This window comes from Pseudomonas fluorescens, assembly GCF_001902145.1.
GTDB classification, from domain to species: domain Bacteria; phylum Pseudomonadota; class Gammaproteobacteria; order Pseudomonadales; family Pseudomonadaceae; genus Aquipseudomonas; species Aquipseudomonas fluorescens_BV.
Genome location: NZ_MRST01000012.1, coordinates 1 through 20,806, shown reverse-complemented (window position 1 = coordinate 20,806; position 20,806 = coordinate 1). Strand labels below are relative to the sequence as shown.

22 protein-coding genes are annotated in these 20,806 nt (G+C 58.7%); 11 read left to right on the top strand and 11 right to left on the bottom strand.

What is annotated here, in order from left to right; genetic code table 11:
* The first annotated feature begins 45 nt into the window (after window positions 1–45).
* The gene (locus BUE92_RS01190; RefSeq protein ID WP_073521614.1) at window positions 46–378 is read left to right on the top strand and encodes a hypothetical protein; all 333 of its coding nucleotides are present in this window, start codon (window positions 46–48) and stop codon (window positions 376–378) included.
* A 98-nt stretch (window positions 379–476) separates the two neighbouring features.
* Window positions 477–977: a methylated-DNA--[protein]-cysteine S-methyltransferase gene (locus BUE92_RS01185; RefSeq protein WP_073521613.1), complete on the top strand. Its 501-nt coding sequence runs from the start codon at window positions 477–479 to the stop codon at window positions 975–977.
* On the opposite strand, the gene BUE92_RS01180 is transcribed toward BUE92_RS01185, so the two are convergent.
* From BUE92_RS01180 to BUE92_RS01160, 5 genes are all read right to left on the bottom strand, one after another.
* Complete coding sequence (locus tag BUE92_RS01180; RefSeq protein WP_073521612.1) at window positions 978–1,760, bottom strand: GNAT family N-acetyltransferase; 783 nt, start codon at window positions 1,758–1,760, stop codon at window positions 978–980.
* A gap of 158 nt (window positions 1,761–1,918) precedes the next feature.
* A complete protein-coding gene (locus tag BUE92_RS01175; RefSeq protein WP_073521611.1) occupies window positions 1,919–2,446 on the bottom strand; it encodes a DUF4142 domain-containing protein in 528 nt (175 codons plus the stop codon).
* Between the two features lie 119 nt (window positions 2,447–2,565).
* Complete coding sequence (locus BUE92_RS01170; RefSeq protein WP_073521610.1) at window positions 2,566–3,207, bottom strand: LysE family translocator; 642 nt, start codon at window positions 3,205–3,207, stop codon at window positions 2,566–2,568.
* 46 nt (window positions 3,208–3,253) lie between these two features.
* Window positions 3,254–3,670 (bottom strand): fosfomycin resistance glutathione transferase, encoded by a 417-nt coding sequence (fos, locus tag BUE92_RS01165; RefSeq protein ID WP_073521609.1) that lies wholly within the window; start codon window positions 3,668–3,670, stop codon window positions 3,254–3,256.
* A gap of 15 nt (window positions 3,671–3,685) precedes the next feature.
* Window positions 3,686–4,603 (bottom strand): LysR family transcriptional regulator, encoded by a 918-nt coding sequence (locus tag BUE92_RS01160; RefSeq protein WP_443192737.1) that lies wholly within the window; start codon window positions 4,601–4,603, stop codon window positions 3,686–3,688.
* A 77-nt stretch (window positions 4,604–4,680) separates the two neighbouring features.
* On the opposite strand from BUE92_RS01160, the gene BUE92_RS01155 reads away from it, so the two are divergent.
* On the top strand, window positions 4,681–5,157 hold the full coding sequence (locus BUE92_RS01155) for a DMT family transporter (RefSeq protein ID WP_073521607.1): 477 nt from the start codon (window positions 4,681–4,683) through the stop codon (window positions 5,155–5,157).
* On the opposite strand, the gene BUE92_RS01150 is transcribed toward BUE92_RS01155, so the two are convergent.
* Complete coding sequence (locus tag BUE92_RS01150; RefSeq protein WP_073521606.1) at window positions 5,129–5,803, bottom strand: NAD(P)H-binding protein; 675 nt, start codon at window positions 5,801–5,803, stop codon at window positions 5,129–5,131. The genes BUE92_RS01155 and BUE92_RS01150 overlap by 29 nt on opposite strands.
* A 326-nt stretch (window positions 5,804–6,129) precedes the next feature.
* On the opposite strand from BUE92_RS01150, the gene BUE92_RS01145 reads away from it, so the two are divergent.
* Entirely contained in the window at window positions 6,130–7,383 is a 1,254-nt protein-coding gene (locus tag BUE92_RS01145; protein WP_073521605.1) for an aminotransferase class I/II-fold pyridoxal phosphate-dependent enzyme, read from the top strand.
* A 105-nt stretch (window positions 7,384–7,488) separates the two neighbouring features.
* Window positions 7,489–8,673 (top strand): MFS transporter, encoded by a 1,185-nt coding sequence (locus BUE92_RS01140; protein ID WP_073521604.1) that lies wholly within the window; start codon window positions 7,489–7,491, stop codon window positions 8,671–8,673.
* Here the strand turns inward: BUE92_RS01140 and yiaY are convergent.
* Window positions 8,640–9,788: an L-threonine dehydrogenase gene (yiaY, locus tag BUE92_RS01135; RefSeq protein WP_032893080.1), complete on the bottom strand. Its 1,149-nt coding sequence runs from the start codon at window positions 9,786–9,788 to the stop codon at window positions 8,640–8,642. The genes BUE92_RS01140 and yiaY overlap by 34 nt on opposite strands.
* 123 nt (window positions 9,789–9,911) lie before the next feature.
* On the opposite strand from yiaY, the gene BUE92_RS01130 reads away from it, so the two are divergent.
* Window positions 9,912–10,928, top strand: a complete 1,017-nt coding sequence (locus tag BUE92_RS01130) for a DUF4917 family protein (protein WP_073521603.1) — start codon at window positions 9,912–9,914, stop codon at window positions 10,926–10,928.
* A 122-nt stretch (window positions 10,929–11,050) separates the two neighbouring features.
* On the opposite strand, the gene BUE92_RS01125 is transcribed toward BUE92_RS01130, so the two are convergent.
* Entirely contained in the window at window positions 11,051–11,578 is a 528-nt protein-coding gene (locus tag BUE92_RS01125; protein ID WP_073521602.1) for a helix-turn-helix domain-containing protein, read from the bottom strand.
* Between the two features lie 160 nt (window positions 11,579–11,738).
* On the opposite strand from BUE92_RS01125, the gene BUE92_RS01120 reads away from it, so the two are divergent.
* Both BUE92_RS01120 and BUE92_RS01115 read left to right on the top strand, forming a co-directional pair.
* Window positions 11,739–12,521: an aldolase gene (locus tag BUE92_RS01120; RefSeq protein ID WP_073521601.1), complete on the top strand. Its 783-nt coding sequence runs from the start codon at window positions 11,739–11,741 to the stop codon at window positions 12,519–12,521.
* 30 nt (window positions 12,522–12,551) lie between these two features.
* Window positions 12,552–13,430 (top strand): dihydrodipicolinate synthase family protein, encoded by an 879-nt coding sequence (locus BUE92_RS01115; protein ID WP_073521600.1) that lies wholly within the window; start codon window positions 12,552–12,554, stop codon window positions 13,428–13,430.
* Between the two features lie 51 nt (window positions 13,431–13,481).
* On the opposite strand, the gene BUE92_RS01110 is transcribed toward BUE92_RS01115, so the two are convergent.
* Complete coding sequence (locus BUE92_RS01110) at window positions 13,482–13,814, bottom strand: YegP family protein (protein WP_073521599.1); 333 nt, start codon at window positions 13,812–13,814, stop codon at window positions 13,482–13,484.
* Window positions 13,815–13,982: 168 nt separating this feature from the next.
* Between BUE92_RS01110 and BUE92_RS01105 the strand changes: the two genes are divergently transcribed.
* The 3 genes from BUE92_RS01105 (at window position 13,983) to BUE92_RS01095 (ending at window position 18,173) form a co-directional block, all read left to right on the top strand.
* Window positions 13,983–14,522, top strand: a complete 540-nt coding sequence (locus tag BUE92_RS01105) for an RNA polymerase sigma factor (RefSeq protein ID WP_073521598.1) — start codon at window positions 13,983–13,985, stop codon at window positions 14,520–14,522.
* Complete coding sequence (locus tag BUE92_RS01100) at window positions 14,519–15,487, top strand: FecR family protein (RefSeq protein WP_073521597.1); 969 nt, start codon at window positions 14,519–14,521, stop codon at window positions 15,485–15,487. The genes BUE92_RS01105 and BUE92_RS01100 overlap by 4 nt, the downstream gene beginning before the upstream one ends.
* Before the next feature lie 127 nt (window positions 15,488–15,614).
* Window positions 15,615–18,173, top strand: coding sequence for a TonB-dependent receptor (locus BUE92_RS01095; RefSeq protein ID WP_073521596.1), 2,559 nt, complete (start codon window positions 15,615–15,617; stop codon window positions 18,171–18,173).
* Between the two features lie 514 nt (window positions 18,174–18,687).
* On the opposite strand, the gene BUE92_RS01085 is transcribed toward BUE92_RS01095, so the two are convergent.
* Together BUE92_RS01085 and BUE92_RS01075 are read right to left on the bottom strand one after the other, a co-directional pair.
* Entirely contained in the window at window positions 18,688–19,905 is a 1,218-nt protein-coding gene (locus BUE92_RS01085; protein ID WP_073521595.1) for a class I SAM-dependent methyltransferase, read from the bottom strand.
* 218 nt (window positions 19,906–20,123) lie between these two features.
* Window positions 20,124–20,741: a TPM domain-containing protein gene (locus BUE92_RS01075; RefSeq protein WP_073521593.1), complete on the bottom strand. Its 618-nt coding sequence runs from the start codon at window positions 20,739–20,741 to the stop codon at window positions 20,124–20,126.
* Window positions 20,742–20,806 lie beyond the last annotated feature (65 nt).

The following is a 20,806-nucleotide window of genomic DNA, read 5'->3' as shown; positions in this document are numbered from 1 at the left end:
TCGCGATAATGTCGCCTCATCGCGCCAAAGATCGGAAGCACGGCAATGCGGGATACCCAACACTCCACACCCCCAACCATCCTGCGCCAAGTAGCCGGCTGGGTGCTGGTTTTGCCACTGCTGGCCTCGTTTGTAAGGCTACCCTTTCCTCTTGGCTTGCTCTTGGGTACGGGCGTGATTGTCGCGTCGGCTTACGGGGTGAAACTAGCCTGGCGTCATGCGACCCGACGCGTGGCTGTATTTGCTTTGATTATCACCCTGCTCAATATCATTTCTGCGTTCGTGCTAAGTACGGTATCAGTGCTGAAGGCGCTCTACATTATCGTCTGGCTCTACGGGTACTCTTATTATTCCAACTGGGTTTACTGGAACTTCTAGGCAGGCGAGGAATTTGACCGCAAGAAACGTAGTTTCCAAACCCATTGATGGGTCTACAGTGACGTCGTACCCATCCACGTCCCTCAAGGAGCCTGCCCATGACTTACCATTACAAGCTCATGCCTTCGCCTGTCGGTGAACTCACACTGGTGGCGCGCGATGGCAAACTCAGCGCCATTCTCTGGGAAGTGGAACGCGCCAATCGCGTACGCCTGGGTGAATTGATCGAGGCCAACGACAGCCCGGTGCTGCAAGAAACCGAACGCCAACTGAAGGAATACTTTGCCGGAACGCGTAACCAGTTCGAACTGGCACTGGACTTCACCGGCACCGACTTCCAGAAGCAGGTCTGGCAGGCACTGCTGACCATTCCCTTCGGTGAAACCCGCAGCTACAGCCAGATCGCCCAGCAAATCGGCAAACCCAAAGCCGTACGTGCCGTCGGTGCCGCGAATGGGCGCAATCCGATCTCTATCATTGCGCCGTGTCACCGGGTGGTGGGGGCTTCGGGCGGGCTGACCGGGTTCGCCGGAGGGCTTGAAGCCAAGCAGTATCTATTAACCCTTGAGGATCGCAGCCAGGCAAAAATGGCTTTTTGATTACCGGTGTGCAAGCGCTCCGCGAGTGAACGCCTGATACTCGAACAAACGCGCAAAGCCCAACTGTTGATACAGCGAGATGGCCTCCGCCGTTGCCTCGAGAAAACATCGGTGAGCCCCCAGGCTCGAGGCGTGAAGCAGGGCAGCTTGAATCAGGCAAGTGGCATAGCCTCTTCCACGAAAGCCCTTGAGCGTGCCGACATCATTCAGACGGGCCTCGCCTTCACACAGTGACAACGTCAACGAACAGCTCACCCGCCCCTCAGCGGACAAGGTGAAGTGGTAAAGGGCCTCACCAGCATCAAGCGCCCTCTGGTGCCGTGCCTGATAGCTCACAACGACCTCGGGAAGCATCGAATACGCGCTGCCAACGGGTCCCGCCCATTCGTTCAAATCCCGCGTCAGGCAGATCTGTAGAGCCTCCTCGCTCATCCTTGGAATAAAACGCGACAGCTCGAGAACCATCGCGGTTGTCTGCTCGGCAGGCTGGAAACCGAGTCCGGAGAGCTCCACGCGTAGCTCATCGACCTTTTCCTCATGAACCACAATGCGTATTGCAAGGACGGAACCATGAATCAAGCCCAACGGTGCAGCTATAGCTTCGCCCAATGGAGCGCTGCCCACGCGAATAAATAACAAGTCATACAGGCCAGTACATACGTCAACGAAATAAGCGTTGATAGCGGCGCTATAACGACGATGCAGGCCGCAGGTGGCAGAGAAATAGTGATCTTCAGTCAGGTGATAAAGTGTGCGCAGGTCGCAGGTGGCATATGCGGTCATTGGGGGCTATCCAGGTAAAAACCCAGTCTTGCGCTCGCCGCCTTGAGATACCGTAGGCTTGCTCCTAAAAGCACGGCAGAAAAACCCACAGCCCTGTTCATATGAAAAACGGCGGTTGGATCCTCTCCAACCGCCGTTTTTCATATCAGGCAGCGGCCTCAACCGTCGCCTTGATGGCCCTTGCCGTAGGTCGACGCCAAGGCCCGGGCTTTCTGCAGGCGCTCTTCTAGCTTGGGCAGCGTCTCATCCACCAGTGCCTTTATCTCTGGCACATCCGACGCCGCGCCTTCTTTCTGGAACAGGGCGATGGCGTCTTCGTTTTCCTTGACCTGCTGCGCGGTATAGGCAGCGTCAAACGAATCGCCGTCCTTGAGTTCAGGCATCAGGGTTTCGGCTTTATCAACGATCTTCTCCCGTGGAGCCACAGGCAAATCAAGCTTCTTGGCGATCGCCGCCAAGTGCTGGTTGGCCAGGGTGCGCTCGTTGATGACCTCGATGGTGTAGTCCTTGATTTCCTTGGACGAGGTCTTGGCGTGGGCCATGCGACTGGTTTCGATATCGGCCATGCCTTTGGCCGAAGCCTGCTCGATGAATTCTGCAGGCGACTGGGCGAAAGCATTGCTGGCGCCGAGGCCCAGCAGCATCGCGAAACTGGCGGTGCGTAACCGGATAGCCATGCGGCTCATGATGGGTTCCTCCAGGGCAAAAATAGGCGCGGGAGCATACACCCCGCCCTGAATTCGAATTTTCAGGGCGGTAAAGGTTTAGAAAAAACTTACCTGTGCGACGAACGGTCGTCGTCGCCTCAGGCCGGTTTGCTGCCGAACAGGCCCGGCAATGCATGCGCCAGGGCATTGAGGGCGAAGCCGATAAACATCACGCCGCAAAGCCTGGTGATGAGGATTTCATGGCGTTGATACAGCGTGCGCACCCGTTGGGCACCGACCACGCCGATCAGAATCGCGTAGGCCAGCAAGCCACCGATAAAGCTCAGCAGAATCAACGTCGGCAGCATCGACCAGGTCAACAACTCGGCCCGGCTGGACAACAACGCGGTGAACGTCGCAACGGCAACCGGATAGGCCTTGGGGTTGGTCAAGCCAAACAGAATACCGTGCCAGAACGGATGCCGCGCCGCGCCCTGAGGGGCATCGCTGTTGCGGCGTTGAGTACGGATCGCACGCCAGCCGAGCCAGAATAAATACATTCCACTGAGTACACCGAGTACGTCAAACGCACTGCTGCCGACTTCCCGCGCACCGACGATGGCAATCAGCGCCGTGCTGCACCACACCACATCGCCGAGCAAATGACCGCACAAGAATCCTGCCCCGGCACGCCGGCCACGGGCCGCACCGATGCCGAATACGGCCAGGACACCGGGGCCAGGGGTAATGCCGTAGATAAAACCCGAAGCCAGCACGGCGAACAGCAAGGATGGGGTCATGGTAGACGCTCCGACAGACGCTTGAAGGTGAACGATTCTGCATGTTTCAGCGCGATGGGTAAAACTTCATTCCAGCATAGGGCTTGGTACGACAGGCTTGCAGCCGCGAGGCCAGATCGCCGACATGCACCTCCAGCTTATGGCCGTCGGGATCGAGAAAATAAAACGATGCACCTTCGCTGCGGTTGTCTCGCCACTCCTGTACGCCGGCGGCGCGCAGACGTTCGACCAAGGCAGTGAAATCAGCAGCATCGACAGTGAAGGCATAGTGGGTGTAATCCACCGCAGGAGCAGTCGAGCGCAATGGGTCCAGCGACAGGCACAGCCAGAGCCCAGGCAGTGAGAGGTAGGCACCGTTGTCCCAGGTTGCCTCGAGCTGCAGGTGCAGCAGGTCGTGATAGAAACTGACGCTGCGCGGCACATCGGTGGTGGCCAGGGTCAGGTGGTTGAAACCGCTGAGCATGTAGGTGTTCTCCCGTTATCGCTGGTCTGCGGACAATACACCCAGCACCCTGCCAATCAACCACTGCAACCCTGCATCCCCACCCCGCCGCGTATGCCAGGCCAGCTCAAAGGCAAACGAAGGAATATGAAACGGCGGTGGCACGGCCAGCAGTTGCCCAAGGTCGATATTGAGTAAACCCCGGGACGACACCGTCAGAATCAGGTCCGTCCCCTGAATCAACTGCGGCGCCACGCCCCAGTGCGGCAGGCTGATAGCCACATGGCGGCGTTCACGAATGGCCGTCAGTGCCCGTTCGATTTCCGGCGTGCCGCTGCCGCGCATCTCCAGCAGTACATGGGGGCGCGACAGGTAGGTCGGCAGGTCCAGCGCCCCGCTGGGCGCAAGGCTGTTGCGGTCGACCAGGCAGGTGTAATGCTCTTCGAACAGCGGCGTAGTACGCAGTTCGGCCGGCATGTCGGGAAATACGCCCGCAGCCAGGTCGAGGTCGCCATTGAGCACCCCCTCGACCATGCCTTCGCGACTGGCCTGGATAATCTGCAAGTCGATGCCAGGCGCTTCCTGGCGTAGGACGCGGACCAGGCCGGGTAGAAATATCGCCGCGCTGTAGTCCGACATTGCCACGCGAAAGCGGCGCTTGGCCGAAGTGGGGTCAAAACGATTCGGCGCCAATAATGCCTGCACCTGGGCCAAAGCTTCGGCTAAGGGTGCCGCCAACTCCAGGGCGCGCGCGGTTGGCACTAACGTACCGCCCTGACGCACCAGCAGCGGGTCGCCCAGCATATCGCGCAGCCGCGCCAACGCATGGCTGACCGCCGGCTGGCTCAGGTGCAGGCGCTCGGCGGCGCGGGTGACGTGTTGCTCGCTGAGCAAAGCGTCGAGGATCACCAGCAGGTTAAGGTCGATGCGGCGCAGATCATTCATCGGCTGCATGTTCGGCATAAGAATTTGGAATTTAAATTTGCGCGACGAATAACCTAGAGTCCAGCAAAATATCTGGGAGCGTCGACATGACAGTGTTGCATTGGGTGGGTTTATTAGCGCTGGCAGTGTTCGCCGGTGCGGTGGTGCCGTTTCAAAGTGGGATCAATGCCAACCTCGGCCGTGGGCTCGGCCATCCCTTGTGGGCCACCTTGGCGTCTTTGCTGGTGAGCATCATCGTGCTGCTGCCGGTGATTGTGGCGCTGCGTTTACCCCTGCCGAGCATAGCCTTTATCAGCAAGGCACCGTTGTGGATGTGGGCCGGCGGTGCCTTTGGCGTGTGTTTTATTTCATTGGCGCTGATGCTGCTGCCCAAACTCGGCGCATCGGGCTTTATTGCGCTGGCCATGGCCGGGCAGATTCTCGCGTCGCTGCTGCTGGACCATTTCGGCCTGTTCGGCCTGGTGGAACGCCAGCTGACAACCTCCCGCGTACTGGGCGCGTTACTGCTGATCGGTGGCGTGGCGTTGATTCAGTTCAGCGGCGCTCAGCCGCCAGGCGATTGATCTGGGCCTGCTCAACCACAGGCTGCGGCGCGCCTTGACTAACCGCCTGCAACATCGCACGGCCGACGGTCTCGGTGCTCACCACCCAATCCGGTTTAAGTCGCCGCACAAACGAAAGCACCGGCCCAAGCACGCTATAGAAGGATTGGTACAACGCGGTCTTCGAACGCACACCGTGTAACGGCTGGATGATCCCCGGACGAAACAGATACACCGCCTTGAACGGCAAGCGCAGCAAGGCATTTTCGGTCTTGCCCTTGACCCGCGCCCACATCGACTTGCCGGCTTCGGAACTGTCCGTGCCAGCGCCGGACACATAGATAAAGGTCATCTGCGGATTGAGCCGCGCCAGGGTACTGGCCGCCACGAGGGTCAGGTCATAGGTGAGGTGGGTATAGCGCGCCTCCTTCATGCCCGCCGACGAAACCCCCAGGCAGAAGAAACACGCATCAAAACCTTGCAGCAGGTTTTCCAGGGGTTGGAAATCCAGCATGTCGTTGTGCAATACCTGATGCAACTTGCCGTGTTCCTGGGTCAAGGACGTGCGGCCGACGGCCACCACTTCCTGCACATCGGCCGCCAGCAGGCACTCGCGCAGCACACCCTGGCCCACCATGCCGGTGGCGCCGAATAACAGAACTCTCATCAAATATTCCTTCATCCCACTGACTTGGCGAGTCGATAGACGAGCCTCTTGAAGGCTACCGGCACATCCGCCCTGCACGCCGGCACCTTACTCACTTCACTGACGCACAGCCCCATTAAATCGCATGATATCCCCCTTCAGGTCCATTGACACACCAGGACATTGTAGGCATCTATTCGAATGACATTACTGCGCCACCCTAAAAAGTAGGAATGTGCCTACGCGAAATACTCCATCCGGACTATCGTGCATGGGAATCGTCTGACTTATCGAATCAAAATTTTCCCGATAGTGTTTTCCAGCCCCCCCCAAAGGACGCTAGAAAAATGGAAAATTCAATACACACACACAAATTCTCAAATTACAAAAAACTCATAGCATTGGCCGAACCGGACTGGCACTCGGCAAAGAGCGGGAGAATATGCGAACTCAATGTCACCGTCAAAAACAATAATTACCTGACAGATCAATATGGGCGTGACCTCCATCACTTCTGCACAACCTCATATCTTGGACTCGATCACCATCCAACCATAATAGAAGGTGCGATGCAGGGAATAAGGGAGGCCAAAACCCTGCGAATCGCAAATTCAAAGAACCGTTGCAAACTGGAAATACTCGAACGATACGAGCTAGAACTATCGGACCACTTTAACTCCATATGTTTAAGCACATTGTCTTGCAGTGCTGCTAGCTCTGGACTGCTCCCTCTGCTCGCGAGCGGAGCCTTTACTAGTAATTGCCCGCCTACGATGGTATTCGACAAGCACTCGCATTACTCGATGAATCACATTAAAGCATCCTGCGCTGATGAGACTGAAGTAGTGACCGCCCCCCATAACGATCTCTCTTTCATTGAAGATTTATGCAAAACCCGCAAATGCGTCGCGTATATAGCTGACGGCATATACAGCATGGGCGGCGTTGCGGATGTTGACGACTTACTTTACTTAAAAGCTCGTTACGGGCTATTTCTCTATATGGACGACTCGCATGCGCTGTCGGCATTCGGAGAAGGAGGACGTGGTTACATCCGGCCATTTATGCACACGCAAGACGATCAGACCTTAATAGTCACGTCCTTAGGAAAGTCTTTCGGTGCTAGCGGCGGGTTGATCATGTTTGGCAGCGAACGACAAAAAAGTTTGATGTACCGCTACGGTGGCCCAAGCAACTGGTCGCAAAGTCTGAACTCAGCAGCTATTGGAGCTGGGCTGGCCTCGCTAAAAATACACCAGTCTGAAGAGCTATACGAGCTTCAAGAAAAGCTTCAATTCAACATCAAACTATTTGACCAGCTAATACATACAGAGCAGCACGGCACACAGACGGCCATACGCTTAATTAACTGTGGAGAAGCTGAAAAAGCGAATGAGCTCGCCATCCGACTTTCGGACGCTGTTTTTTTTACATCTGCTGTATTTTTCCCGGTAGTGCCAAAAGGAAAAGCAGCCGTACGCATAACGCTTCGAGCAGATATGAGTCCTACAACGATAAAATCATTTTGCTCTCAGCTAACCCAACTAATCACACTCTCAAAGACCAGCCTCAGCTTGAACTCCCAGTCAGAAGCTACCTAATGGGGCCGTTCATTAATGGCCACGATTACTGAAACGGATTAAAAACTGTGTAAACGATACCGAGCTAGCAGTTTCTTCCTTACTTAGGATATAGGACGACTTGTATTGAAAAGCCATATCGCTCTCCCCCTCGCCTGTAGCGCGGCCTTTCTCGCTCAAGCCGGTATCAGCAGCTATCTGCCCGCAGTCCCAGCAATCGCGCAAGCTTTAGCCGTCGAAAAGCATGTCGCTCTGGCTCTAGCGGTGTACCTGGTGGGCATGGCATTGCCAATGCTGCTGTGGGGTAGCCTGGCTGAGCGATTTGGCAGAAAACCGGTGTTACTTGCAGCCCTAGCGGTGTATGCCCTGGCGAGTGCGACGATTCCATCAGCGTTCAACATTGAGTCATTTCTAGCCTTACGCCTGCTTCAGGGCTTTGGGGCTGGCGGGATGTCCGTCATGGCGCGTGTATTGATGCGCGACAACTTCAGCGGTGCACTGTTGGCCAAGGGGCTGTCGTGGCTGGGAATGACCTTCGTGGTCGCCCTTGGTATCGGCCAATTCGTGGGTTCGTTATTGCAAATGGTGTTCGGCTGGAAGGCGATTTTCTATACGTTGGCAATCGGGGCTGTCGCATTGATAGGGGTGTTGCAAGGGGTGGTATTGGCGACGCAAGCAAAGGCTAGCTCCTCGGTCCGCGCTTGGCGTGTCTACAACGCGATTGCGCGACATCCTCCCTTTCTGCACGCCGCACTGGCCGGCGGTTTGGGCTATGGGGTGATCATTGCATTCAATACCTGCGCACCGTTGATTTTTCAGGGAAGTTTTCAGTGGAGCGCAATGGAATACGGCTGGCTGGGTTGGCCGATCAGTGGGGCTTACCTGGCAGGTGCGTTGATAGTCAATCGCTTCGTTACACGCACAGGTCGTTTGAGGATGATGCGTGCAGGCGTTGCACTGATACTGCTCGGTACGGCGACCATGTTGCTTGGCAGCGTGCTTGCCAGTGGGCTCGCAGTGCTGCTGTGGTTGCCCTATTGCCTGGCGGTGCTGGGGCAGTCGATCAGTTACCCTATCAGTTTGTCTCTCGCCAATGATGAGGCTCCCACCAGCGGCTCCTACGCCATGGCCCTCAGCGGTTTTGTGCATCAATGGATGGCAGCCATGATCGGCGGTGCGGCAAGCCTACTGTTGAGCCAGCAGGCGTGGCCGCTGGCGGTGCTGTGTGTGGCGTTGGCGGGCGGCACATGCGTATGCCTTGCCCGCTGCAGCTCGGATCAAAAAGCGCTACGAAAGATCTCCTCAATCTGACGCTGGTCCGCCCGCCGTGGGTTGGTCAGCCCGCAGGCATCTTTCAACGCATTGCTGGCCAGCAAAGGAATGTCCTGCAACTTAGCGCCAAGCTCACGCAAACCAGCAGGAATTTCCACGTCCTGGGACAACCGACGAATCGCCGCGATGGCAGCCTGCGCGCCCTCTTCTACGGTGATGCCCTTGATATCCGCGCCAAGGGCACGGCCCACATCGCTCAGGCGTTTGGCGCAGACACTGGCATTGAAGCTTTGTACATGGGGCAACAGCACCGCGTTGCACACGCCGTGGGGCAGGTCGTACAAGCCACCCAATTGGTGGGCCATGGCATGCACGAAACCCAGGGACGCGTTGTTAAAGGCCATGCCAGCGAGGAACTGCGCATAGGCCATGTTTTCCCGTGCGGCCTTGTCAGTGCCGTCGCGGACCGCCAGGCGCAGATTGGCGCTGATCAACTCGATGGCCTTGATCGCGCAGGCGTCGGTGATCGGTGTCGCGGCAGTGGACACGTAGGCTTCGATGGCATGGGTCAGCGCATCCATGCCCGTGGCGGCGGTGAGTCCCTTGGGCATGCCGACCATCAGGGCCGGGTCGTTGACCGACAGCAACGGCGTGACATTGCGATCGACGATGGCCATTTTTACGTGGCGGCTTTCGTCGGTGATGATGCAAAAACGCGTCATCTCGCTGGCCGTGCCAGCCGTGGTGTTGATGGCCACCAGCGGCAGTTGCGGCTTGCTCGATTGGTCGACGCCTTCATAGTCGCCGATGCGCCCGCCGTTGGTGGCGCACAGGGCGATGCCCTTGGCGCAGTCATGGGGCGAACCGCCGCCCAGGGACACGACGAAATCGCAGGCGCTCTGTTGCAGTAACGCCAGGCCTTTTTCGACGTTTTCCACGCTGGGGTTGGGCTTGGCGCCGTCGTAGATCACCGAGTCGATATCCTGCATCGCCAGCTTCTCGGCGATCATGCCGGCCACACCGGCTTTGGCCAGGCCGACGTCGGTCACGATCAACGCCTTGCCAAAGCCGTAGTTGCGGATGGCGGTCATCGCTTCGTCGAGGCAATCGATGCCCATGATGTTGACGGCGGGGATGAAGAACGTGCTGCTCATGATCAATCCTCAAAGGCTTTATGCCGATAGAATCAACCTGTACCGCGTGGCGCATCTTGATCAGGATCAATGCCGGCTCGTGATAAAGTCAGCCCCCAGCCGATTTCGAGTAGACCCGCCGCAATGAAGGATTTCCAGGATATTGACGCCCACCTTGAAGACTGGAGCGACCTGCGCGCTGCCGTCGACTTCAGCGCGATTCTGATCGGTAACGGCGCCAGCCGCACGATCTGGGAAGACTTTGCCTACGACTCGCTGTTCGAAAACGCCCGTACCGTCGAAGAAAAACCCCTGAGTCCATCCGAACTCAGCGTATTCGACGCCTTGCAAACCCGCAGTTTCGAGCAAGCCTTGGGCGCCTTGAAAACCACCAGCCGGGTCAACAAGGCCCTGGCGGTCAGCTCGGCGGCGCCGCGTAACCGTTACTACGCGATCAAGGAAGCGCTGATCAACACCATCCATGCCGTGCACATTCCCTGGCGCCTGGTGCAGCCGTCGACGCTGGCGACGATCCACGCGGAGCTGGCCACCTACGCCACCGTCTTCACCAGTAACTACGACTTGCTCAACTACTGGGCGACCCTGCACGCACCGGGCATCGACGACCTGTTTCGCAGCGCCGACTCACGCTTCGACCTGCGCAATACGCGCACCGACATCACCCGCATCCTGTACCTGCACGGCGGCCTGCATCTGGTGCGCAACCTTGACGGCACGGCGCGTAAATTGCCGTCCACCGACAGCACCCTGCTCAGCAGTTTTGCCATTAACAACACGATCAAAACCCTCGACGATGTGCCGCTGTTTGTCAGTGAAGGCAAGGTGGAGGAGAAACTCAAAAGTATCCGCAGTTCGGATTATCTGTCGTTCTGTTATGAACAGCTGTTGAGCCATGAAGGCGCGCTGTGCATCTTCGGCCATGACTTGGGGCCGCAGGATAAACACCTGGTAGATGCTATCGGCCAGGCCAGCATCAGCACCCTGGCGATCTCGGTGTCGGGGCGCAGTGATGGGTTTATTCGTCAGCAGAAGCGGCGGTATCTGGAGTTGTTCGAGGGCTCTGCTGTGGAACTGAGGTTCTTTACAGCGCGTACACACCCACTGGGCAATCCGGCATTATCCGTCCCTGTGGAACGCTGAGCAAAATGTAGGAGCTGGCTTGCCTGCGATAGCGGTGGGTCAGTGACAGATTGGGCACATATAAACCGCTATCGCAGGCAAGCCAGCTCCCACATTGACTGCATTTCAATGAATGAAAGGGATCACTCCTCAGCGCTGTGCACCACCACTAGCAACTGCGCCTGCACCTCTCCCACCGAGCGAAGCCGGTGGGGTTTCTGTGCGTTGAAATGCAACGCGTCGCCGCGCTCCAGCAGCACGCGCTCGTTCATGAAATCCACCTCCACCTGGCCTTCATGCACGAACAAAAACTCCTCCCCCAGGTGCTCCTTGAAGGTCTTGTCGGTGAATTCCGCCGGCGGGTAGATGATGAACGGCAACAGGCTGCGCTCACTGACTTGATGGGCCAGCACCGCATAACCCGGCGAGGTGTCGGGCCGCTCGTGGCTGCGCACCAGGCTGTAGCTGTCGAGGCGGACGTTGTCCTCGCTGAAGAGTTCTTCGACCTTCACGTTCAACGCCTTGGCCAGTTTCAACGCCGCGGCGATGGAGGGCGTATTGAGCCCGCGCTCGACTTTCGACAGGTAACTCTTGGTCATCCCGGATTTTTCGGCCAGGGCCTCCAGAGTCACGCCAAGTTTTTTTCTTAATATTTTCAAGCGGATAGACATGTGCTGCGGTTAATCCATGCAGAAAGCGATGAGACAGGCTTGCCAATGACACAAAGTGTCATATAGCATCTTTAGTGTCATTTGCATTCACCCAACAACCTTGCGAGCAGCGGGCGACCAGCAAATCCGACGTCCATTGAACCACCCAAAGGACACCGATATGGCCAAGACATTAGCACTCCCAAAAGACCAACTGGTCAAGCAAGCACTGAGCCAGATGCAAAACAGCCTGGCAGATAATACGTGGACCGACCGCCAAAAGCTGGCGCTGACCTGCCGAATCCTGTTCGAGTACGGCCACGACTCCGGCCTGGCCGGGCAGATCACCGCACGTGGGCCGACGCCAGGCACCTACTACACCCAGCAACTGGGCCTGGGTTTTGATGAAATTACCGCCAGCAACCTGCTGCTGGTCAACGAAGACCTGGAGGTACTGGAAGGCCATGGCATTCCCAACCCGGCCAACCGTTTTCACACCTGGGTGTACCGCGGCCGACCGGATGTAAACTGCATCATCCACACACACCCCACGCACATTGCCGCGCTGTCGATGCTGGAAGTGCCATTGCAGGTGTCGCACATGGACCTTTGCCCGCTGTACGAAGACTGCGCGTTCCTGGAGGCCTGGCCCGGCGTGCCGGTGGGCAATGAAGAAGGGGAAATCATCACCACGGCCTTGGGCGACAAGCGCGCCATCCTGCTCTCGCACCACGGGCAGTTGTCCACCGGGGCCAGCATCGAAGAAGCCTGCGTGATTGCGCAGTTGATCGAGCGGGCTGCCAAGTTGCAGTTGCTGGCAATGTCTGCAGGTACCGTCAAACCGATCCTGCCGGAGCTGGGGCGCGAGGCCCACGACTGGATCTCCAAGCCCAAGCGCCACGGCGCCGCGTTCAACTACTACGCCCGGCAAAACCTGCGCAAGCACGCCGATTGCCTGAACTGATTGCCCCCCTTTTCGACCGGAGTTTTTCCCATGTCCAACCCAACCATTCACGGCATCATCGGCTACACCATCACGCCCTTCAGCGCCGACGGCCAGCGCGTTGACCTCGACGCCCTCGGGCGCTCCATCGACCGCTTGATCAACAGCGGCGTCCACGCCATTGCGCCCTTGGGCAGCACGGGCGAAGGCGCTTACCTGAGCGATGCCGAGTGGGATGAAGTCAGTGCCTACAGCATCAAGAAAGTCGCCAAGCGCGTGCCGACCATTGTCAGCGTGTCCGACCTGACCACCGCCAAGGCCGTGCGCCGCGCCCGCTACGCCGAAGAGCACGGCGCCGATGTGGTCATGGTGTTGCCGGCCTCGTACTGGAAACTCAGTGAAGCGGAAATCCTCGCCCATTACGCCGCGATCGGCGACAGCATCGGCGTGCCGATCATGCTCTACAACAACCCGGCCACCAGCGGTACCGACATGTCGGTGGAGCTGATCCTGCGCATCCTCAAGCAGGTCGAGAACGTGACCATGGTCAAGGAGAGCACTGGCGACATCCAGCGCATGCACCAGTTGAAACTGCAGAGTGACGTGCCGTTCTACAACGGCTGCAACCCGCTGGCGCTGGAAGCCTTCGCGGCTGGCGCCAAAGGCTGGTGCACTGCGGCGCCGAACCTGATCCCGCAACTGAACCTGAGCTTGTATCAGGCCGTGCTGGCCGATGATTTGAACAAGGCGCGGGAGCTGTTCTACCGACAGTTGCCATTGCTGCAGTTCATCCTCAAAGGCGGGTTGCCGGCGACGATCAAGGCCGGGTTGCGCTTGACCGGATTGGAAGTGGGTAATCCGCGGTTGCCGGTGTTCCCGTTGGGTGAGACGGGCATCGGACAGCTCAAAACACTGCTGTCATCGGTGTGAAAAAACGCCCCGGTTCTCGCGAGCCGGGGCGCAGGTCTTCTTGTACTGCTGTCAGGTCTTGTCCTTGATAGTGACACTGGACCCATTGGTCTTGACGCTGGCAATGCCATTGTCCCGTGCTGCTGTGGAGGTGTACTGCTCGCTGCTGCCGATCACTTGATGATTGGCCGCCTTGAGGTTGAAGAACGGTTGGCCATTGCTGGCCACTTTTTTCTCATAACGCTCATCATGTGGGCTGTTGGCCTGCACCGAAGCAATGCCGGTTTCAGCAGCACTGCGGGTGGTGTAAAGCTCGCTGGTCAATATGGTTTCTGCGTTCGCCGCTTTAAGCGCAAAACGAAACTGCCCGTTACTGCTTTTACTCAACTCATACCATCCAGCCATGACTTTCTCCTTTGAGTGGGATTTCGCTCCCAAACTTGTAGGATTAAAGGTCATGCCTCAGTTTTTTCCAGCCAAACGGCAGGGATCTATTTAGCTGGAGACAGATGACAATAATTCTCGATATCATTCACGACTTTTCCAAGTCGTGCTTCGTCAAGAAGGATATCCATGTCTCGTCCCCAGCCCGACCCGTCGTCGGCCGATGCCTGTCGCGGGTTCTATGCAGATATTCTGTATTTCCTGCGTAAACGCACGGATAACGCCAGCGACGCGGCGGACATGGCCCAGGATGTGTTTACCCAATGGCTGGGCTACCGCGACCGCGCCAAGGTCGAGCAGCCCCGGGCGTTTCTGTTCCAGATGGCGCGCAATCTGCTGCGCGATCACTGGCGCAAACAGAAAGTACGGCAAACCGTCCACCCTGATCACACCGAAATGGATGCCGAGCCGGTCACTGACGAGCACAACGACCCCATGGCCGCCGCCCTTCGCCTGCAACGCCTGGAACAGTTGAAAGAAGTCCTCGCCGAACTCTCGCCGCGCCGACGAGAAGCCCTTATGCTGCACCGCTTCGAAGGCTTGAGCCAGGCGCAGATAGCAACGCGCATGGGCATCTCCACCAGCATGGTGGAAAAGCACATTGCCTTTGCCCTGCTGCACTGCAAGCGCCGCCTTCAACCCGCCCCCGGCACGGAGCAGCCAGAATGAACCGCCCGAGCGACACAGACGCGCTGGACAGCGAAGCGAGCGATTGCATCGACGCCCAAGCCGCCAGTTGGTTTGCACGCAACCGCAACGAAGTAAGCCGCGTCGACCGCAAAGCCTTTGCCGCCTGGCAGGCGGTGCCTGCGCATGCGCGCGCCTATGCCGAATTCGAACAGCTGTGGGCCGACCTCGCCCAATTGCAACAACTGAACAAACCGCTGGCACTGCCCAAGCGCAAGCCCAGTCTCTGGCGCCCTGCCCTGGCGGTGGCCGCTGCTCTGCTCTGCGCCGTGCTGGCGACCTCTATCGGCGCACCGCGCGAGCTGTATCACAGCCAGGTTGCCACCCAAGCCAAGGGCATGCGCACGTTGAATTTGCCGGATGGCAGTACCTTGTATGTGAATGCCAACACCCATATCCGCGTGGACTTCAGCGCCCATCTACGGGTGCTGCACCTGGACAAAGGTCAGCTGTACATCGAAGTGGCCGCCGACAAGGAACGCCCCCTCTACGTGCAAGCCGGCGAGTCGAGCGTACGGGTGGTGGGCACTGCTTTCGATGTGCGCCGTGGGCAGCAGCAATTGGTGGTCAGCGTTGCCCATGGCCAGGTCGCTTTCGCGCCAAATGGCGAAAGCCCCGTCACCCTGCTCGGCGCCCAGCAACGGGCCTCATACAACTACGCCAAAGGCACCGTGCAGCCGCAAAGCCTCAGCGCCGAAGAGGTCGCCGATTGGCGCAGCGGGCATTTGTCGTTTCGCAATCGAGAGCTGGCCAGCCTGATCGACGAACTGAGCCTCTACCGTCCACAGACGCCGTTGCAGGTCAGCAAGGCCGTCGCGCACCTCAAGGTGTCGGGCAACCTTGATGTGAGCGACCCGGACGCCCTGCTCAACGCCTTGCCCGCGCTGTTGCCAGTGAAAACCGTGCTCTCGGCGGATGGCATCATGAGAATCGAGCCGAGTAAATAAACGGCAAAAACCGCACATGAGAATATTTTGCATTCGCATGTGTGGTTTTTTTTGCCTGCCCCGTCTTCCTCCTGTCTGTGTTTGATACGCACACCTTTTTGGCTATTTAGCCGCTCCGGGGGATTTCATGTTTCGCGCGCCTTGCCACGCTTCGCACCTGTTTCTTCGACCGACACTCGTGGCTACGTGCCTGGCCTTGAGCCTCAGCGCCGAAGCCGAGTCGTTCAAGCTGCACCTGCCGGCCCAGTCGCTGGCCACGTCCCTGAGCCAGGTGGCCCAGCAGGCGAAAATCCAGCTGCTGTTCGATGAAACCCTGCTCAAGAACGTGCAGGCCCCGGCGCTTGACGGTGACTACACCCCGGAAGTGGCCATTCGCTCCCTGCTCAAAAACGGTGAACTCATCCTGCTCAAGGTCGGCAGTACCTACGTGGTGCGCCCCGATGAGGGCAAAACCACCACCGGTGGCGCGATCCAGTTGGACACCTTGAGCGTGATCGGCACCGGCAACGAGGTGAACGCCAGCACCGTCAACCGCTCCACCCTGACCCAGGCCGATATCGACCGCTACCAGTCCAATAACATCCCCAGCCTGTTGCAGACCTTGCCCGGTGTCAGCCAGGGCGGCTCGCTGAAACCCGGTGGCCAGACCATCAACATCCGCGGGTTCGGCGATGCCGAAGACGTACCGCTGACCGTCGACGGCGCCACCAAGACGGGCTTTGAGCGTTACCAGCAAGGCACGGTGTTTATCGAGCCCGAGTTGATCAAGCGCATCGAAGTGGAAAAAGGCCCCAACTCGCCGTTCACCGGTAATGGCGGCTTCGGCGGCACGGTCAACATGGTCACCAAGGACGCCCCGGACCTGCTCAAGGACGGCCGTAACAGCGGTGCAATGCTCAAATATGGCTACTCCAGCAACGACCATGAGCAGGTCTACAGCAGTGCCGTTTACGGCCGTACCGACGATGGCCGTTTCGATGCGCTGGCCTACCTGACCCAACGCGACGGCGGCGATATGAAAGTGGCCGCCAAGTTGCCCAACGACAACAATGAGTACCCGATCAACCCCCAGCGCCTGCCCAACAGCGCACAGGATGTGGACGGCAAGCTGTTCAAGGTCAACGCGCATTTTACCGATGAGCACAGCGTCGGGCTGTCGTACTCGCGCTCCCACAGCAATCGCTGGACCCCGTTTTCCGCCGCCAGCTACCCCACACCGCCGACCCAGTTCAACATCGACCGCTACGGCTACGAAGGCGCGTTGAAGCGTTTTCTCGCCCACCGTGACACGGTGGACACCACCTGGTCGGGCAAGTATGAATACCAACCCTTGGACAACCCGTTGGTGGACTTGAGCATCAAGTACTCCCAGTCCAACACCGAGCAGACCGATGAGCGTGACGCCACGGCGTTTTTCCAGTTGGCCACCGGCGGGCGCAAGATGGACACCGCCTACACCGACAAGCTCCTGGATATCCGTAACGTCAGCCTGTTTGACACCGGCCCCTTGCAGCATGCCGTGACGGTCGGCGGGCAAGTGCGCAAGCACACCCGCGAAACCGAAATGTGGATGCCCGGCGCCACCTACAACACGCCGCGCTACAACTACGGGCACTTCCAGCCGGGCTTCATGCCCCACGGCAAAGTCGATACCAACAGCTTCTTTATCCAGGACGCGGTGACGTTGGGCGACGTGACGATCACGCCGTCGCTGCGCTACGACCATGTGCGCAACCGCGGCGAAGGCAACGATGCGCCCTACTACAACAACCCCAACCCGGCAGTGGGTCACGACTACAGCGACCGCACCTACACTGGCTGGTCACCACGCCTGGCGCTGTTCTGGACCGTGACGCCGAATGTGGGGCTGTTCGCCAACTGGAGCCAGACCTGGCGCGCCCCGGTGATCGACGAACAATACGAAGTGCAGGGCGTGGGCAGTCGCACCGCCACCAGCGTCGACCTGGACCCGGAGCGCATCACCTCGATCACCCTTGGCAACATCACCAGCTTCGACAACCTGATCGCCCAGGACGACAACCTGCAACTGCGCACCACCCTGTTCCACAACAAAGTCGAAGACGAGATCTTCAAGGCCACCGGCGTGGGCTGCCAGAACCAGGCTGTCAATGGCGGCAGCATCGCTTCAGCTTGCCCGCCAGGGCCGATGTCCAACTACCGCAATATCGGCAGCCTGACCATCAAGGGTGTGGAACTCGAATCGGTCTACAACTCCACCTACCTGTTTGGCTCGGTGTCGTTCGCCTATGCCAAGGGCCAGCACCAAGGCGCCTACACCAATCCCTGGGGCCCGGACGTAGCCGCGCGGGATATTCCGCCGACCAAATGGGTGCTGGTACTGGGTACCCACATCCCGGCCTGGGATGCCCAGGTGGGCTGGATGGGCCAATTCATCGGCGCCACCGACCGCCTGCCCAGCGACAAATACTCTGGCGGCCCGGGCTCCAGCATCGGCGATGTGTTCTACGACCAGTACGGCAACAAGCGCTACAACACCCAGGGCCTGTTCGCCAAATGGGCACCGCAGCAGGCATACCTCAAAGGCACCGAGGTGAACTTCACGGTGGACAACCTGTTCAACAAAAACTTCCGCCCAGCCTTGAGCGGTGACCGGGCGTACACCAAAGGGCGTGATGCGAAGATCAGCGTGACGCGGTTCTTCTAACCACGCACGTATTCCAACTGTGGGAGCTTGCCTGCGATAGCCATAGGTATCTACACAACTGCGCAGTTCGCCGCAGCCACCGGTAACCACGATGCGAAGCGAGCCGCTCTTGATCTTGATCTGCTTGTGATCTTGATCTCAGGCGCCCCGTTAAACCACGCTGGCCGGAATTCGACAGGGATTTGGGGGGTAAACCGGCAGGGATGCCGGTTTAGCCGCCCCGCGCCATGGATGGCGCGTGGCGGCGGCCCCCCAAATCACTGGCGGATTTCGGGCACACCGAGCCTAAGCGAGGTGCCGAGTGGTGGGGCGAGGACCTTTTGGTTACTTTTGGGTCCTTCCAAAAGTGACCCGCTGTAAAAGCGGAACCCTAAGTGGCCGTTACCGCAGGAATGGATATGTACACAATCCAACTGTGTTGACTGTCAGGCCGCTATCGCGGGGCGTCAGGTAGATATGCGCGGGCCGCCGGGGCCATCACGGGAGCAAGCTCCCACAGGGAACCGCGCCCATTTCAGGCCAGGTAGCCATCCCCGCGCAACAGGGTTTCCAGGCAGTGTTCGGTGATGTGATAGAACGCCTTGAGCTCCTGGATTTTTGCCAATAGCTGCGCGTTGTCCACAGGCTCGGCACGTTTGACCGCCAGGATCATCTTGTTCTTGTTGGTGTGTTCCAGCGAGATGAACTCGAACACCTTGGTCTCATAGCCACAGGCTTCAAGGAACAATGCGCGCAGGCTGTCGGTGACCATTTCCGCCTGCTGGCCCAGGTGCAGGCCGTATTGCAGCATCGGCTTGAGCAACGCCGGGCTCTGGATCTGCAGCCGGATCTGTTTGTGGCAGCAAGGCGAGCACATGATGATCGACGCACCGGAACGGATGCCGGTGTGGATCGCGTAGTCGGTGGCGATGTCGCAGGCGTGCAAGGCAATCATCACGTCCAGCTCACTGGGCGCCACGCTGCGCACATCGCCGCATTTGAACACCAGCCCCGGGTGCTCCAGGCGTGCGGCGGCGCTGTTGCAGAGGGTGACCATGTCTTCACGCAACTCGACACCGGTGACCTCGCCCTCGGCCTTGAGGGTATTGCGCAGGTAATCGTGAATGGCGAAGGTCAGGTAGCCCTTGCCCGAGCCGAAATCGGCGACACGCACCGGGCGGTCGAGCTGCAACGGCGACGACGTCAACGCATGGCTGAACACTTCGATGAACTTGTTGATCTGCTTCCACTTGCGCGACATCGAGGGGATCAGCGCCTGCTTGGCGTCGGTCACGCCCAGGTCGGCGAGGAACGGCCGGCTCAGGTCGAGGAAGCGATTTTTTTCACGGTTATGCTCGGCCGACGGCGCTTCGCGCAGTTGCTGCGGTTTGCTTTTGAACAGCGAACTTTTGTTCTTCTTGCTGTATTCCAACTGGGCTTCGTCGGTCAGCGCCAGCAAATGCGCGTTCTTGAACGAGCTGGGCAACAGCTCGCCGATCGCCGCCACGCCGTCGGCCAAAGGGAAGTTCTTGGTGATGTCGCGGGTCTTGTAGCGATAGACGAACGACAGGCAAGGCTGCTCCTTGACCACCACCGGCTTGATGATCAGCCGCTGCAGCTCGGCTTCCTCACCGACGTACTTGGCCAGCACCAGCTTGATAAAAGCGTTCTGGGCCAAGCTTGCGCTCAACAGTTCGATGAACTGGGCATGATGATCCGGCGCAGGGCGGGCAGGTTGAGCGGTGACGGACATGAACAAAAACGCCTCGGGTAAAGAATGCCGGGCATTTTAGGCGGGATGGGGGCTCAGGGCACGGGGTTATTTGATCAACGGTCAATCAACCCGGAGCTGGCTTGCCCTGTGTAGGAGCGAGCTTGCTCGCGAAAAACGTCAACGATAACGCGGGTTTCCTGAATGAACGCGGCGCCTGAGAGTTTTTCGCGAGCAAGCTCGCTCCTACAAAAAAGCAGTTATTCGAGTACGACCAGGCGATTGGGCAGTTCGTTGCGGGCTTGGGTAACGGGCACATGCACCTTGAGCAACTCGCCACAGGCTTCAACGCAGGCGATGAACCCGGCCAGCGTCTGCCCCTGTTTAACTTGCTGGGTAAACGCCTGGACAATGGCATCCCAATTGCTGTCATCCAGGCGCTTGGAAATCCCGTCATCCACCAGGATCTCCACATAACGCTCGGCCTCGCTGACAAAAATCAGCACCCCGGTGCTGCCCACTGTGTGGTGCAGGTTCTGCTCCAGGAACTGCCGCCGCGCCAGGTTGGAGGCACGCCAGTGGCGTACCGAACGCGGGATCAGCCGGGTGGTGACCTTGGGCAAGCGAAACACCAGGCACAACACAATGAACGTCGCCCACTGCGCCACCAGCAAGGTGTACATAGTCAGGTACCCCGACAGGTAATGCACCACGCCCGGCACCACCAACGCGATCAAGCTCGCCCACAGCAACGGAATATAGGCGTAGTCGTCGGCGCGCGCCGCCAGCACGGTGACCAGCTCCGCGTCGGTGGTTTTCTCGACCCGGGCGATCGCTTCGGCGACTTGGCGCTGCTCGTGTTCAGTCAGTAATGCCATGGTTGTAGATGCTCTATTCTCGTTATTGTCATTACCAACTGCCCGAAGCCCCGCCACCGCCAAAA

What these genes read in the sequence shown, in the direction of transcription:
- BUE92_RS01170 (WP_073521610.1), bottom strand. Translation starts at nt 3,207, where the DNA reads ATGACCCCATCCTTGCTGTTCGCCGTGCTGGCTTCGGGTTTTATCTAC.
- BUE92_RS01120 (WP_073521601.1), top strand. Translation starts at nt 11,739, where the DNA reads ATGGCCAAGACATTAGCACTCCCAAAAGACCAACTGGTCAAGCAAGCA.
- BUE92_RS01105 (WP_073521598.1), top strand. Translation starts at nt 13,983, where the DNA reads ATGTCTCGTCCCCAGCCCGACCCGTCGTCGGCCGATGCCTGTCGCGGG.
- BUE92_RS01130 (WP_073521603.1), top strand. Translation starts at nt 9,912, where the DNA reads ATGAAGGATTTCCAGGATATTGACGCCCACCTTGAAGACTGGAGCGAC.
- BUE92_RS01145 (WP_073521605.1), top strand. Translation starts at nt 6,130, where the DNA reads ATGGAAAATTCAATACACACACACAAATTCTCAAATTACAAAAAACTC.
- BUE92_RS01190 (WP_073521614.1), top strand. Translation starts at nt 46, where the DNA reads ATGCGGGATACCCAACACTCCACACCCCCAACCATCCTGCGCCAAGTA.
- fos (WP_073521609.1), bottom strand. Translation starts at nt 3,670, where the DNA reads ATGCTCAGCGGTTTCAACCACCTGACCCTGGCCACCACCGATGTGCCG.
- BUE92_RS01095 (WP_073521596.1), top strand. Translation starts at nt 15,615, where the DNA reads ATGTTTCGCGCGCCTTGCCACGCTTCGCACCTGTTTCTTCGACCGACA.
- BUE92_RS01155 (WP_073521607.1), top strand. Translation starts at nt 4,681, where the DNA reads ATGACAGTGTTGCATTGGGTGGGTTTATTAGCGCTGGCAGTGTTCGCC.
- BUE92_RS01185 (WP_073521613.1), top strand. Translation starts at nt 477, where the DNA reads ATGACTTACCATTACAAGCTCATGCCTTCGCCTGTCGGTGAACTCACA.
- yiaY (WP_032893080.1), bottom strand. Translation starts at nt 9,788, where the DNA reads ATGAGCAGCACGTTCTTCATCCCCGCCGTCAACATCATGGGCATCGAT.
- BUE92_RS01100 (WP_073521597.1), top strand. Translation starts at nt 14,519, where the DNA reads ATGAACCGCCCGAGCGACACAGACGCGCTGGACAGCGAAGCGAGCGAT.
- BUE92_RS01075 (WP_073521593.1), bottom strand. Translation starts at nt 20,741, where the DNA reads ATGGCATTACTGACTGAACACGAGCAGCGCCAAGTCGCCGAAGCGATC.
- BUE92_RS01150 (WP_073521606.1), bottom strand. Translation starts at nt 5,803, where the DNA reads ATGAGAGTTCTGTTATTCGGCGCCACCGGCATGGTGGGCCAGGGTGTG.
- BUE92_RS01175 (WP_073521611.1), bottom strand. Translation starts at nt 2,446, where the DNA reads ATGAGCCGCATGGCTATCCGGTTACGCACCGCCAGTTTCGCGATGCTG.
- BUE92_RS01180 (WP_073521612.1), bottom strand. Translation starts at nt 1,760, where the DNA reads ATGACCGCATATGCCACCTGCGACCTGCGCACACTTTATCACCTGACT.
- BUE92_RS01110 (WP_073521599.1), bottom strand. Translation starts at nt 13,814, where the DNA reads ATGGCTGGATGGTATGAGTTGAGTAAAAGCAGTAACGGGCAGTTTCGT.
- BUE92_RS01160 (WP_443192737.1), bottom strand. Translation starts at nt 4,603, where the DNA reads ATGCAGCCGATGAATGATCTGCGCCGCATCGACCTTAACCTGCTGGTG.
- BUE92_RS01085 (WP_073521595.1), bottom strand. Translation starts at nt 19,905, where the DNA reads ATGTCCGTCACCGCTCAACCTGCCCGCCCTGCGCCGGATCATCATGCC.
- BUE92_RS01125 (WP_073521602.1), bottom strand. Translation starts at nt 11,578, where the DNA reads ATGTCTATCCGCTTGAAAATATTAAGAAAAAAACTTGGCGTGACTCTG.
- BUE92_RS01115 (WP_073521600.1), top strand. Translation starts at nt 12,552, where the DNA reads ATGTCCAACCCAACCATTCACGGCATCATCGGCTACACCATCACGCCC.